Genomic DNA, 12,668 nt, shown 5'->3' with positions numbered 1-12,668 from the left:
CGAGCCGCCGCATCAGCCTTCTGCAAAGCTTTTGTACGGGCGTCAACCGCTGTTGATCGCCCGTATTTTTCTGTCGCGCCGCGCCGCAGCATAGGCTAAAGAAGCCGCAAAGCGCCCCCTGTTTCTGTTGCGGTTCGCACGCGCCATATTCCTCTTACGTGGATTGCGCGCCGCCCGAAGGATTTGACGGTCGACGATGACGATTTCCAACACCCGCCCCATCACCCCGGACCTCATCGCATCGCACGGGCTGAAGCCTGACGAGTACGAGCGTATTCTGAGCCTGATCGGACGCGAGCCGACCTTTACCGAACTCGGTATCTTCTCGGCCATGTGGAACGAGCACTGCTCCTACAAATCCTCGAAGAAGTGGTTGCGCACGCTGCCGACCAAGGGTCCGCGCGTCATCCAGGGCCCCGGCGAAAATGCCGGCGTGGTCGACATCGATGACGGCGACTGCGTCGTCTTCAAGATGGAGAGCCACAACCACCCGTCCTATATCGAGCCCTACCAGGGTGCTGCGACCGGCGTCGGCGGTATCCTGCGCGACGTCTTCACCATGGGCGCCCGTCCCGTCGCGGCGATGAACGCGCTGCGCTTCGGTTCGCCGGATCACCCGAAGACCCGCCACCTCGTTTCCGGCGTCGTTGCCGGCGTAGGCGGCTACGGCAACTCCTTCGGCGTTCCGACCGTCGGCGGCGAAGTCGAGTTCGACGCCCGCTACAACGGCAACATCCTCGTCAACGCCTTTGCTGCCGGCCTCGCCAAGAGCGACGCGATCTTCTACTCGAAGGCTGAAGGTGTCGGCCTCCCGGTCGTTTATCTGGGCGCCAAGACCGGCCGTGATGGTGTCGGCGGTGCGACGATGGCGTCTGCCGAATTCGACGAGTCTATCGAAGAGAAGCGTCCGACCGTTCAGGTCGGTGACCCCTTCACCGAAAAGTGCCTGCTCGAAGCCTGCCTCGAACTGATGCAGACCGGCGCCGTAATCGCTATCCAGGACATGGGTGCAGCCGGCCTTACCTGCTCGGCGGTCGAAATGGGCGCCAAGGGCGACCTCGGCATCGAGCTCAACCTCGACAGCGTTCCGGTTCGTGAAGAGCGCATGACGGCTTACGAAATGATGCTGTCGGAAAGCCAGGAGCGCATGCTCATGGTCCTCGAGCCCGCGAAGGAAGAAGTCGCCAAGGCGATCTTCGTCAAGTGGGGCCTCGATTTCGCGATCGTCGGCAAGACCACCGACGACCTGCGTTTCCGCATCCTGCACCAGGGCGAGGAAGTCGCAAACCTGCCGATCAAGGAACTGGGCGACGAAGCCCCGGAATACGATCGTCCCTGGACCCCGGCCAAGACCACGGCACCGCTCGCAACCAACGACATTCCGGCTGCCGATGTCGCCGACGCGCTCGTCAAGCTTGTCGGTTCGGCCAACAACTCCTCGCGCCGTTGGGTTTATGAGCAGTACGACACGCTGATCCAGGGCAATTCGCTGCAGCTTCCTGGCGGCGACGCCGGCGTCGTCCGCGTCGAAGGTCATGCCTCAAAGGCACTCGCCTTCTCGTCCGACGTGACGCCGCGCTATGTCGAAGCCGATCCTTACGAAGGCGGCAAGCAGGCGGTCGCCGAGTGCTGGCGCAATCTGACGGCAACGGGATCGCTGCCGCTGGCAGCCACCGACAACCTCAACTTCGGCAACCCGGAACGCCCTGAAATCATGAGCCAGCTGGTTCATGCCATCAAGGGCATCGGCGAGGCCTGCACCGCGCTCGACTTCCCGATCGTGTCCGGCAACGTCTCGCTCTACAACGAGACCAACGGCCAGGCGATCCTGCCGACCCCGACGATCGGCGGCGTTGGCCTGATCAAGGACTGGTCGAAGATGGCGCGCATCCGCTTTGCCGCGGAAGGCGAAACAATCCTGCTCGCCGGCGCCCCTGCCGGTCTCGGCTCGCACATCGCCCAGTCGGTCTACATGCGTGACGTCCACGGCCGCACTGACGGCCCGGCACCGCATGTCGACCTCGCGCACGAGCGCAAGGTTGGCGACTTCGTCCGCGGCCTGATCGTCGACGGTCTCGTGACCGCCGTTCACGATTGCTCGTCGGGCGGACTTGCACTTGCCGTTGCCGAAATGGCGATGGCATCGGGCATCGGCGCTGCCGTCGACGCTGTTGCCGGTCATGACCCGATTGCCACCTTCTACGGTGAAGACCAGGGTCGCTATGTCGTGACCGTCGCTGCCGGTGCGCTCGATGCGGTTGCCGCCCGTGCGAAGGCTGCAGGCGTCTCGCTGCCCGTGATCGGCAAGACCGGCGGCGACGCCGTCAAGCTCGGCGAAGCCAAGGCGGTTTCGGTCGCAGATCTGCGTGCCGCCCACGAGGCCTGGTTCCCGGAATTCATGCAGGGCGACCTCGCACCGGAGAATTGAGACAGGAACAGCGCCACCACGGCGGGTGATTTTCCGGACGCGCCATGTTCGATTGGGACGACCTGAAATATTTTCTCGCCGTGGCGCGCACCGGCTCCACGCTTGCGGCTGCTCGCAGCCTCAAGGTCAATCAGACGACCGTCGCACGCCGGATCGACGCGCTCGAACGCGGTCTCGGCCTCACCCTCTTCGTGCGCCTTCCGAACGGCTATCGCCTGACGGAGCGCGGGGAAGCGACCGTCGCGCTCGCCGAACAGGTCGAGCAAGGCGCGAGCACGCTCGCCGACACGGCCCGCGGCTGGAACCGGACGGTCGCCGGCACCGTGCGTGTGACCACGACGGAGATCCTCGCCATCGACGTTGTGGCGCCGTTGGTCTCCGAACTGCGCAGTCAGCACCCGTCATTGTCCATTGAGTTGATCGCCGACGATCGCCGGCTCGATCTTTCGCGCGGTGAAGTGGATGTCGCGTTGCGTGTCGGCTCCTGTCCCGAAGAGCCGGGTATCGTTCGGCGCCGGCTTGCAACCAGCGTCTGGGCGCTTCATTGCACCCGATCCTACGCCGAGCGCCACGGCTTGCCGGGCACCATTGCCGACCTCGGCCGGCATGAGATCGTTGGCGGAACTGGCGGTCTCAAGGAATTGGGCCCGCTCGTTGCCTTGCGCAAGGCGGCACCCGACGCCCCGATCGGCATCCACTGCAACTCCGTGCCCAACCTGATAGCCGCTGTGCGCTCCGGGGTGGCCATCGGCCCGCTTCCCTGTTGGGCCGCCTCCGTGGACGATGGCTTGCTGCGCTGTCCCCTTCCCGAGCTCGAGGCCCGTTCGGACATTTGGCTCCTCTATCACGAAAGCCTGCGTGAGAGCCCACATGTCCGGCTGTTTCGCGAAGCGGTGACGGCGCGCTTTGAAGTCGTCCGCCACCGGTTCGAGGGACGCTCCGCCCCGGGAGCCTAGGCGGTCTCCAGCGCCTCTTCCTTACCCGCCGGACAATGGCTGGCCGCGTCCGGAAAACCCAGTTGCCGCGCCTGCGCGCCACCGTCACGTGCGCCCCATCGCCGTGCGATCTTGCCAGCCTTGAACTCGAACCATTCAATCGCAAGCAACTCGTAAGAGCGGCCGGTCGGTTGCCTGAAGTCCAGAAACGGGCCGGTCCATTTGCCGGTTTCGCGCAGGCGAACCGCGACGGTGTCTTCGTATGCGACCATGGACAGGACGTCGAGCCTCATGTTCAGCCCGTGGTGAAGATCGTGCCAGACCCGTGCGGCAAAATCGAAGGCGCCGGCACCCACCACGCCCTGAATCTCCGCGTCGGTGGCAAAGAGCGGACGCAGGGCCTCGATGTCGCCTGCATTCATCGCCCGCACATAGGCTTCGACCGTTGCCCTATTCGCCTGATCACGTGACATATGACTTCCCTAGCGGTGCCCGGCACATCCGCGCGGGCTGTTGAAATGAAGGGGCGGCAACGGGCTTCCGGCTCGGCTCACCAGCCCTTGCGCACTAGAGCGGAACCGGCATTTCACTGCTATCAGCTTTGTCGCAGCAACCTTCTGCAGATTTGCAGAACGTCAATTGTCGGCCGCACCTCGTTGTTGCTCACCTGATTCAGCAATTGCGTTTCGCCCCTGAATCGTGGTTCCCTGAGGGTATGGAGCGGCGCTGGCGACGCGGTCGGCACTGCGGAAAAACAAGGAGTTGGCGTATCATGCCCATGACACCAGGCGACATCGAAGACATGATCAAGGCCGGGATTCCCGGAGCCAAGGTCACGATCCGCGATCTGGCCGGTGACGGCGACCACTATGCCGCCGAAGTCGTGGCCGAAGCGTTTCGTGGCAAGACTCGCGTGCAGCAGCACCAGATGGTCTACAACGCGCTCAAGGGCAACATGGGGGGTGTCTTGCACGCCCTCGCCCTGCAGACGAGCGCGCCGGAGTGAGCCGGAATGGCTGATCTGATCAAGGAACTTGTCAGCGGCGTTGTCGATAGCGCGCTGAGGGAAATCCTCAAGAAGACCGGCGTCAAGCGAACCTCGACCAAGCGGACGAAGCGTCGGGCGCGGACGACTTCCGGCGGCGGCATCCTCGGGGATATCCTCGAGGCTGCCATCAGCAAGCCGGCCAAGAAGCAGGTTAGCCGTCGCCGTACGGCTGCGGCGCGCAGCAAGACCCGTCGCCGCACCGCCTGACGGCGGCATGCTCCTTAATTCCTGGTCGATTTAAGGATAAAACGTGCAAGGCAAAGGTCTCTGCAGTGCGCTTTGCGCGTGGTCTGATGAGGCGCGTGGCGCGGGAGTGGTAATAAAACCACATCTTGAGGACCATCAATATTTGTTGCGAATGGGTGGTGAAAATCACCGATATGCATGCTATCTAAGAGCCAATAGATATCCGGCCCTTGAAGCCGGCGCAGGAAGGAAGACAAGATGAGCGGAATTCACGAATTCATCGACAATGAAGTCAAGACGAACGATGTGGTGCTCTTCATGAAGGGTACGCCGCAGTTCCCACAGTGTGGCTTCTCCGGTCAGGTGGTCCAGATTCTCGATTACATCGGCGTCGACTATAAGGGCGTCAATGTGCTCGCCGACGCGGACCTGCGCCAGGGCATCAAGGATTACTCCAATTGGCCGACGATCCCGCAGCTCTACGTCAAGGGCGAATTCGTCGGCGGTTGCGACATTGTGCGCGAGATGTTCCAGGCCGGCGAACTGCAGTCGCACCTTGAGGCGCAGGGCATTGCCGTCAAGGGTGCTGCTGCCTGATCTAGCGACGCCTCGTCCCGATCTTTCGGAGAAGGCGGGCAACCGCCTTTTTTGATTCTGACGGTCGTTCCGGATCGCCTAATTTTCGTTGTTCTTCTGGAGGCTTTTCGTGCGTGTTCGCGCGGGAGCCGTCGAGATGCGTTCAGAGCGTGCTTTCTTCACGAGCGCCTGCCGGCGTTCAGGAGCGGGCGAAGGGCCGGATATCTGATGTCCGGCCTGTCATGAATCGGTTGCGATCGTTCGGCATAAGCTGCTCATAGGGGTCCTCGCCTCGCTCTGGCGCCGGAAGTCCGGTCCCCGCCGCTCGACGCTTCCCTTGCTTCATGCCGGCCCGGTCTGTGCGGTTTCATATCGCCCCGGCGGCCCCTGCTCGAAATTCATATGCCTGCCGGCATGACGCCAGCAGACATCCTCTTTTTCCGGATCTGCTCCGGACCAACCTGTTCCGCTTGCGCCCGATGCGCCGTTAGGACTTTTTGAAAATGACAAGTACGACCAACGATGACGCCCGGCCCGGCCTCACGAAATTCCAGTTCATCGCATTGATGGCCATGCTGATGGCGACCAACGCGATCTCGATCGACATCATGCTTCCCGGCCTGCAGCAGATCGGCGCGAGCCTTGGCGTTGCCTCCGAAAATGAGCGGCAATACATCATCACCGCCTATCTGCTCGGCATGGGCGTGGCACAACTGTTCTTCGGCCCGCTGTCGGATCGGTTCGGCCGCAAGCCACCGCTTCTCGCTGGTCTCGTTCTCTACGCACTGTGTGCGCTCGCAATCGCCGTCGTGCCAAGCTTCGGCCTCATGCTGGCTTTGCGCTTCGTCCAGGGCGCGGGTGCGGCGGCGACGCGCGTCATCACCATCTCGATCGTGCGCGACGTCTATGGCGGCCGGCAGATGGCGGAGGTCATGTCGCTGGTCATGATGGTGTTCATGATCGTTCCGGTCGTCGCGCCCAGCATAGGTCAGCTCATCATCAGCTTTGCAGAATGGCACATGATCTTCGTGGTCGTCGCAGTCTATGCGGTGATGATCATTGCGCTCGTGGTCTCAAAGCTTGACGAAACCCTTGATCCGGCGCATCGCCGCGACTTCACGCCGTCGGTCATCCTCAGCGGTTTCCGCATCGTGCTGACCAACCGGCTGTCGCTGCTCTATACGCTCGCGACCTCTGTGATCCTTGGCGCGCTCTTCGGGTTCATCAACTCGGCGCAACAGGTGCTCGTCGGCGTCTACGGCCTAGGCGTGTGGTTTCCGCTTGTCTTCGCGGCATTTGCCGGTATGATGGCGGTCGCTTCCTTCACCAACTCCCGCCTTGTCCGCCGCTTCGGCATGCGGCCGCTTTCACATGCGGCGCTCTGCGGCTTCACGCTCGCAAGCTTCGTCTGGATGTCGGCCTCACTCTATGGACCGCTGCCCTTCCCGGTTTTCGTCGTGCTCTACTGCGCCACGATGTTCCAGTTCGGGTTGATCGCGCCAAACTTCAACGCCATGGCCATGGAGCCGCTCGGACACGTCGCCGGAACCGCATCCTCCGTGCTCGGCTTCATGCAGACGATCGGCGGAAGCGTGATCGGAGCCTTCATCGGCCAGTCTTTCGACGGCACGGCCACGCCGCTTGCCACTGGCTACTTCACCGTTGCCGCGATTGGTCTCGTTTTCGTTTTCATCGCCGAACGCGGCAAGCTGTTCAAACCGCACCATCAGCCGGCCGGTTGATCTCTACAGTGCCATGCGTGTCTTAGGACGCGAAAGGTCGCCATAGCGCTCCAAACTGCCGGCCAGTCTCTCCAAAGATTGAATTTACGGGTTTTCCCAAATGTCCACCATTGCCAATCAATCCGAACATATCGACGGGGTTTCCGGGGCTCAACGCCTCAACATGGGCATCGTCGAGTTCATCATCACCATCGCCGTCATGACGGCGAGCGTCGCTATCGCCATCGACAGCATGCTGCCGGCGTTGCCGGCCATCGGCCAGTCGCTGAACGTCGCCAACACCAACGATAGCCAGTTGGTGATCGGCGTCTTCTTCCTCGGCTTCGGCCTCTCGCAGATCTTCTTCGGCAGCCTTTCCGACGCCTTCGGCCGTCGCAAGGTGTTGCTGGGCGGCCTCGCGTTTTTCACCGTGTCGATGTTTTCGGCTGCGCTTACCCAGAGCTTTGAGACGCTGCTCATCCTGCGCTTCATTCAGGGTATCGGCGCCGCTGCGATCCGCATCACCACCATGGCGATCGTGCGCGACTGCTTTGGCGGCCGCGAGATGGCGCGCGTCATGTCCTATGTCATGATCGTGTTCATGATCGTGCCGATCGTCGCCCCTTCGATCGGCCAGCTCGTGATCCTCTATGCCAATTGGCACTGGATCTTCATCCTGATCGGCATCATCGGCGCGATCCTCTTCGTCTGGGCCTTTTCCCGCATGAAGGAGTCCCTGCCCCAAGAGGAGCGCATGCCGCTCTCCGTCGGCGCGGTGGCATCGGGTTTCAAGACCGTACTCACCAACCGTATCACCTGCGGCTACATGATCGGCATGACGATGTTTACCGCCGTCATCTGCGCCTATATCGTTACCGTCCAGCAGATCTTCGGCGAGGTCTACGGCCTCGGCGAGTGGCTGCCGATCGCCTTTGCCGGCACGGCCGGCGGCATTGCGGTTGCGAACTTCGCCAACGGCTTCTTCGTCCGCAGCTTCGGCATGCGCCGCATCTCGCACGTCTCGATGATCCTGTTCACGTTGATTTCGGTCGCAGGCTTCGTGATGTCGCTCTCCGGCACGCCGGCCTTCGTCGTCAGCTACCTGATGTTCTCGGTGCTCCTGATGTTCTTTGCGGTGATCGCAACGAACTTCACCGCGATCAGCCTGGAGCCGATGGGGCACCTGGCCGGTACCGCAACGGCGATCACCGGCTTCGTTTCGACCACCGGTGGCGCGCTCATCGGCGGCGCTGTCGGCCAGCTCTTCAATGGCACGTTGCAGCCGCTGTTCGGTGGTTTCGCGCTCTTCGGCGCGGTGACGATCCTTGCAACGCTCTGGGCTGAAAAGGGCAAGCTCTTCACCCATCCGGGCGACAAGGACGTCTCCATGGATCACGGCGGCGGCCATATGTGACGGCCGCCAGAAGGCAAACAAATAGCCCGCCCGGAGCGATCCGGGCGGGCTTTCGCATTTTCGGGCTGCTTCGAACAGCTCAGACCGTGAAGACCTCGCTGCGCAGCGTCTCCCAGCTCTCCTTGTCTGTCGCCAGCAGAAGTCCGCCATTGAGATGGGCCGGCAGATAGGGCGAACCGTCGAAGCGGGCGGCATAGGCACCGGCTTCCTGCGAGATCAGCGTACCGGCGAGATGATCCCAGGGCATCAGCTTCTGGTACATCAGGAAGTGGATGTGGCCGCCGGCAAGCATGCGGTATTCATGCGCGGCGCAGCGATAGCTGGTGGCGATGCGGACCTTGGCCATGTTGGCCATGACTTCGCGTCGTGCTTCCTGTTGGTAGAAACCTGTCGAGGCCCCGCCGACCATGGCTTCGAGCGGCACGCCGACGGTGACCGACATGCGCTCCTGCGTCCCATCCGGGCGGCACATCCAGGCGCCCGAGCCCTTCTCCGCGATCACCCAGTCGTTGCCGAGCGGATCGTAGATGATGCCGGCAACTGTCTCGCCCTTCGCAACGACGCTCGCCATGACGCCGAAAAGCGGCACGCCGGCAGCGAAATTGAAGGTGCCGTCGATCGGGTCGACGACGACGGCAAGCTCGGCATCGGCAAGCTTGTCGAGCAGCGCCGGGTCGGCGGCGACCGATTCCTCGCCAATGAACAGTGCGCCGGGCGCTATGTCTTCCATACGGGACTTGATCAGCCGTTCGGCCGCCTCGTCGGCTTCGGTCACGAGATCGATCGCTTCCGACTTCATCCGGACATCATCCGCCCCGAGATTGCGGAACCGCGGCAGGATTTCTTTGACCGCCGCCTCCTGCATGAGGTTGGCGAGGCCGGCGATGTCGACGGAATGGCTCATTCTTTGGGCTCCGGTGTGAGGGACTGGAAATCGAACAGCTTGGGATCGAGCAGATGCGACGGGTTCACATGGCCGAGCGCGCGCAGCATAGTGTCCTTGCGGCCGGGCATGCGTCGCTCGATATCGGAAAGCATCGCCTTCATCGCATTGCGCTCGAGCCCGTCCTGCGAGCCGCAGAGATCGCAAGGGATGATCGGGAACTCCATCGCTGCGGCAAACTTGGCAAGATCATCTTCGGCCGCATAGGCAAGCGGACGAAGCACCATCAGATCGCCTTCGTCGTTGAGGAGCTTTGCCGGCATCGAGGCGAGCCGGCCGCCATGGAAAAAGTTCATGAAGAAGGTTTCGAGGATGTCCTCGCGGTGGTGGCCGAGAACCAGCGCGTCGCAGCCCTCTTCGCGGGCGACGCGATAGAGGTTGCCGCGGCGCAGCCGCGAACAGAGGGAGCAGTAGGTGGCACCCGTCGGCACCTTCTCCTTCACGATCGAATAGGTGTCACGATACTCAATGCGATGCTTGACGCCGATCGATTGCAGATATTCCGGAAGGATATGCTTCGGGAAGTTCGGCTGCCCCTGGTCGAGATTGCAGGCGATGAGTTCCACCGGCAACAGCCCGCGCCATTGCAGGTCCATCAAAAGCGCCAGTAGGCTATAGCTGTCCTTGCCGCCGGAAAGACCGATCAGCCAGCGCTTCGAGCCTTTCAACATCCCGAAGTCGTCGAGTGCCTGGCGGGTCTGGCGCAGCAGGCGCTTGCGCAGCTTGTTGAACGAGACGGAGGACGGCATGCGGCTGAACAGCGGATGCGTGCCGGCGTCGATCTCGACCTCATCGAAAGTGGCTTCGACCTGGTCTTGCGACGACGTGAGCGAAAGGTCCATGGCAGGGGATCCTGTGCGGCAGGCGCGGGCGCAACCGGCGCCCGGCAAATCTTGGCCTGCACTTGCCCGCTCCAGCCGTCAAGATCAAGGAAAATCGCCCGCTGGCTGGCCGTTACGACCCGAACACCGACCAGCCGGTGCGTGCCGCCAGCATTTCGAGTGCCAGCGAACCGAGCAGCGAATTGCCGTTCTCGTTGAGACCCGGCGACCAGACGGCGACGGACGCCTTGCCCGGAGCAACTGCCAGGATGCCGCCGCCGACGCCGCTCTTGCCGGGCAGGCCGACGCGATAGGCGAAATCGCCCGAGCCGTCGTAGTGGCCGCAGGTCAGCATCAGTGCGTTGATGCGTCGCGCCCGCTGGCGCGAGACCACATTGTGGCCGGTCAGCGGGTTACTGCCGCCTGCGGCCAGAAACAGGCCGGCCTTCGCCAGCTGGCTGCAGGTCATCGCCAGGGCGCAATGATGGAAGTAGACGCCGAGCACGTGGTCGACAGGATGGTCGAGCCGGCCATAGGAGCGCATGAAGTTTGCGAGCGCGAAGTTGCGGTAGCCGGTGGCCGTCTCCGAACGCGCAACCTCGTGGTCGATGACGATCTGGTCGTCGTCGGCAAGATAGCGGACGAACTGCACGATTTCGCCGATCAGTTCCCGCGGCGTATGGCCTGCGAGGATCAGGTCGCTGATGGTGATCGCACCGGCATTGATGAAGGGATTGCGCGGCTTTCCGCCCTCATGCTCGAGCTGCACGATCGAATTGAACGCGGAGCCGGACGGTTCGCGACCGACCCGGTGCCAGATGTTCTCGCCGTGTTTGCCGAGCGCCAGCGTCAGCGTGAACACCTTCGAGACGCTCTGGATCGAAAACGGCACCTCGGCATCGCCAACCCGATAGATCTTGCCATCGGTGGTGACGATCGCCATGCCGAAATGCTTGGCATCGACCCGCGCGAGCTGCGGAATGTAGTCGGCGACCTTGCCTTGGCCGAACCTTGGGCTCAGTTCCCGGTGGATATCGTCGATGATCGCCTGCAGGTCTTGCGGAGCGTTCTGCTCAGGCATCGGCTTCCCTCTCGCTCACCGCCTTCGGAGACAAGGGGTGAGATCGCCATGATCGGAGTGCGGTCGCGTAGCGAAGGCTACAGACAAAAAAACCGCCCGTTTCCGGGCGGTTTTCGAAACGTCACAAGGCGCGAGCCTCGGATTAACGCGAATAGAATTCGACGACCAGGTGCGGTTCCATGACGACGGCGTAAGGAACGTCGGAGAGAACCGGCACGCGGACGTAGGTCGCAACCATCTTGTTGTGGTCGACTTCGATGTAATCAGGAACGTCGCGTTCAGCGAGCGAAACCGATTCGAGAACGGTCACGAGCTGCTTGGACTTTTCCTTGACTTCGATGACGTCGCCCGGCTTGCAACGGTAGGAACCGATGTTCACGCGAACACCGTTGACCTTGACGTGGCCGTGGTTGACGAACTGACGGGCAGCAAAGACGGTCGGAACGAACTTGGCGCGGTAGACGATCGCGTCGAGGCGCGATTCGAGCAGGCCGATCAGGTTCTCCGGGGTGTCGCCCTTGCGGCGGGAAGCTTCAGCGAAGATCGCGCGGAACTGCTTCTCGCGGATGTCGCCGTAGTAGCCCTTGAGCTTCTGCTTGGCGCGCAGCTGTACACCGAAGTCCGAAAGCTTGGACTTGCGGCGCTGACCGTGCTGGCCCGGGCCGTATTCGCGGCGGTTAACCGGGGACTTCGGACGGCCCCAGATGTTTTCGCCCATACGGCGGTCAATTTTATACTTGGACGATTCGCGCTTGCTCATCGCATTTCCTTTCAAACGGTTACACCGGCCTGTTTCCAAGCCGGATCAAGGAAACACGCCCTCCTCTGAACCCATTTTCGGGGTTCTGACAGGTTTCTCACGATCACGCTGACGGAGAAGCCACGGGACATGTCAAATGAAACACCGGACATTTCTGCCCGGCGTTGGGGCGGCTTTAGTGGGTCGGGCCACTATTGTCAAACGAAATCGTGGCAATCGGCTTCGCTTCAGGCCGGATCAACAGGTCAGGCCCGTTCCAGCGAGACGAGCAGCTTCCTGAGCAACCCAGCCAGAGCGGCGCGGTCTTCCGAGCTCAACCCTTCGAGGTAACGTGCTTCGCTGGTCATATCCGCGCGAATCGCCGCTTCCGCAAGGGCTACTCCCTTGTCGGTCAATCCGACGACGCTGCTGCGGCCATCGGATGCGGAGCGTTCACGCAGGATCAGTCCTGCCTTCTGCAGCCGGTCGAGCCGGTGCGTCAGCCCACCCGACGAGATCATCAGCAACGTATAGAGGTCCGTCGGCGTCAGTCGATAGGGCGGCCCGGATCGCCGCAGCGTCGAAATCACGTCGAACTCGCCGCGGTCGAGGCCGAAGGAGGCAAAGGTCTCCTCGATCGACGGACGGACGAGATTGGAAAGGCGGTAGGCACGCCCGAGGATCGTCATCGGCTCGGTATCGAGATCGGGCAGTTCACGCTGCCACTGCCCCTGCAACCGATCGACGTGATCCCTCGCCTCATTCTCGTTCCGCAT

Annotated in this window: 14 protein-coding genes; 7 read left to right on the top strand and 7 right to left on the bottom strand. The window is 62.4% G+C overall.

Annotated features, from left to right (window positions below; genetic code table 11):
- Positions 1-42: 42 nt before the first annotated feature.
- Positions 43-210 (bottom strand): hypothetical protein, encoded by a 168-nt coding sequence (locus tag I8N66_RS20585; RefSeq protein ID WP_162768892.1) that lies wholly within the window; start codon positions 208-210, stop codon positions 43-45.
- Here I8N66_RS20585 and purL point away from each other — a divergent pair.
- Together purL and I8N66_RS20575 are read left to right on the top strand one after the other, a co-directional pair.
- Positions 197-2,428, top strand: a complete 2,232-nt coding sequence (purL, locus tag I8N66_RS20580; protein ID WP_113540039.1) for a phosphoribosylformylglycinamidine synthase subunit PurL — start codon at positions 197-199, stop codon at positions 2,426-2,428. The genes I8N66_RS20585 and purL overlap by 14 nt on opposite strands.
- Before the next feature lie 44 nt (positions 2,429-2,472).
- Positions 2,473-3,384 carry a LysR family transcriptional regulator gene (locus I8N66_RS20575; protein ID WP_113540040.1) on the top strand — a complete coding sequence of 304 codons (912 nt, stop codon included), beginning with the start codon at positions 2,473-2,475 and terminating at the stop codon, positions 3,382-3,384.
- Here the strand turns inward: I8N66_RS20575 and I8N66_RS20570 are convergent.
- Positions 3,381-3,836: an ester cyclase gene (locus tag I8N66_RS20570; RefSeq protein WP_113540041.1), complete on the bottom strand. Its 456-nt coding sequence runs from the start codon at positions 3,834-3,836 to the stop codon at positions 3,381-3,383. The two genes, I8N66_RS20575 and I8N66_RS20570, sit on opposite strands and share 4 nt — an antisense overlap.
- A 299-nt stretch (positions 3,837-4,135) precedes the next feature.
- On the opposite strand from I8N66_RS20570, the gene I8N66_RS20565 reads away from it, so the two are divergent.
- From I8N66_RS20565 to I8N66_RS20545, 5 genes are all read left to right on the top strand, one after another.
- Positions 4,136-4,369, top strand: coding sequence for a BolA family transcriptional regulator (locus I8N66_RS20565; protein ID WP_057248940.1), 234 nt, complete (start codon positions 4,136-4,138; stop codon positions 4,367-4,369).
- Between the two features lie 6 nt (positions 4,370-4,375).
- Positions 4,376-4,618 (top strand): hypothetical protein, encoded by a 243-nt coding sequence (locus I8N66_RS20560; RefSeq protein WP_113540042.1) that lies wholly within the window; start codon positions 4,376-4,378, stop codon positions 4,616-4,618.
- A gap of 237 nt (positions 4,619-4,855) precedes the next feature.
- Positions 4,856-5,194, top strand: a complete 339-nt coding sequence (grxD, locus tag I8N66_RS20555) for a Grx4 family monothiol glutaredoxin (protein WP_058328257.1) — start codon at positions 4,856-4,858, stop codon at positions 5,192-5,194.
- Between the two features lie 482 nt (positions 5,195-5,676).
- On the top strand, positions 5,677-6,915 hold the full coding sequence (locus I8N66_RS20550) for a multidrug effflux MFS transporter (protein WP_113540043.1): 1,239 nt from the start codon (positions 5,677-5,679) through the stop codon (positions 6,913-6,915).
- Positions 6,916-7,015: 100 nt separating this feature from the next.
- Complete coding sequence (locus I8N66_RS20545; protein WP_162768893.1) at positions 7,016-8,308, top strand: multidrug effflux MFS transporter; 1,293 nt, start codon at positions 7,016-7,018, stop codon at positions 8,306-8,308.
- 79 nt (positions 8,309-8,387) lie between these two features.
- Here the strand turns inward: I8N66_RS20545 and I8N66_RS20540 are convergent, their stop codons facing one another.
- The 5 genes from I8N66_RS20540 to I8N66_RS20520 all read right to left on the bottom strand — a co-directional run bounded on the left by I8N66_RS20540 (position 8,388) and on the right by I8N66_RS20520 (position 12,668).
- Entirely contained in the window at positions 8,388-9,212 is an 825-nt protein-coding gene (locus tag I8N66_RS20540; protein ID WP_113540044.1) for an inositol monophosphatase family protein, read from the bottom strand.
- The gene (gene ttcA, locus I8N66_RS20535; RefSeq protein WP_113540045.1) at positions 9,209-10,093 is read right to left on the bottom strand and encodes a tRNA 2-thiocytidine(32) synthetase TtcA; all 885 of its coding nucleotides are present in this window, start codon (positions 10,091-10,093) and stop codon (positions 9,209-9,211) included. The genes I8N66_RS20540 and ttcA overlap by 4 nt, the downstream gene beginning before the upstream one ends.
- 112 nt (positions 10,094-10,205) lie before the next feature.
- Positions 10,206-11,153: a glutaminase gene (locus tag I8N66_RS20530; RefSeq protein ID WP_113540046.1), complete on the bottom strand. Its 948-nt coding sequence runs from the start codon at positions 11,151-11,153 to the stop codon at positions 10,206-10,208.
- A gap of 142 nt (positions 11,154-11,295) precedes the next feature.
- A complete protein-coding gene (gene rpsD / locus I8N66_RS20525) occupies positions 11,296-11,913 on the bottom strand; it encodes a 30S ribosomal protein S4 (protein ID WP_113540047.1) in 618 nt (205 codons plus the stop codon).
- A gap of 245 nt (positions 11,914-12,158) precedes the next feature.
- Positions 12,159-12,668 carry a MarR family transcriptional regulator gene (locus tag I8N66_RS20520; RefSeq protein WP_113540048.1) on the bottom strand — a complete coding sequence of 170 codons (510 nt, stop codon included), beginning with the start codon at positions 12,666-12,668 and terminating at the stop codon, positions 12,159-12,161.

The organism is Ensifer sp. SSB1 (assembly GCF_016652895.1).
Taxonomy (GTDB): Bacteria; Pseudomonadota; Alphaproteobacteria; order Rhizobiales; family Rhizobiaceae; genus Ensifer.
Note: the sequence above shows the minus strand (reverse complement) of the source record. Positions and strands in the feature narration are given on the sequence as shown.

Coding starts and splice junctions, on each gene's coding strand:
- I8N66_RS20570 (WP_113540041.1), bottom strand. CDS start 3,836: ATGTCACGTGATCAGGCGAATAGGGCAACGGTCGAAGCCTATGTGCGG.
- ttcA (WP_113540045.1), bottom strand. CDS start 10,093: ATGGACCTTTCGCTCACGTCGTCGCAAGACCAGGTCGAAGCCACTTTC.
- I8N66_RS20545 (WP_162768893.1), top strand. CDS start 7,016: ATGTCCACCATTGCCAATCAATCCGAACATATCGACGGGGTTTCCGGG.
- grxD (WP_058328257.1), top strand. CDS start 4,856: ATGAGCGGAATTCACGAATTCATCGACAATGAAGTCAAGACGAACGAT.
- purL (WP_113540039.1), top strand. CDS start 197: ATGACGATTTCCAACACCCGCCCCATCACCCCGGACCTCATCGCATCG.
- I8N66_RS20550 (WP_113540043.1), top strand. CDS start 5,677: ATGACAAGTACGACCAACGATGACGCCCGGCCCGGCCTCACGAAATTC.
- I8N66_RS20565 (WP_057248940.1), top strand. CDS start 4,136: ATGCCCATGACACCAGGCGACATCGAAGACATGATCAAGGCCGGGATT.
- I8N66_RS20575 (WP_113540040.1), top strand. CDS start 2,473: ATGTTCGATTGGGACGACCTGAAATATTTTCTCGCCGTGGCGCGCACC.
- I8N66_RS20540 (WP_113540044.1), bottom strand. CDS start 9,212: ATGAGCCATTCCGTCGACATCGCCGGCCTCGCCAACCTCATGCAGGAG.
- rpsD (WP_113540047.1), bottom strand. CDS start 11,913: ATGAGCAAGCGCGAATCGTCCAAGTATAAAATTGACCGCCGTATGGGC.
- I8N66_RS20520 (WP_113540048.1), bottom strand. CDS start 12,668: ATGCGGAACGAGAATGAGGCGAGGGATCACGTCGATCGGTTGCAGGGG.
- I8N66_RS20560 (WP_113540042.1), top strand. CDS start 4,376: ATGGCTGATCTGATCAAGGAACTTGTCAGCGGCGTTGTCGATAGCGCG.
- I8N66_RS20530 (WP_113540046.1), bottom strand. CDS start 11,153: ATGCCTGAGCAGAACGCTCCGCAAGACCTGCAGGCGATCATCGACGAT.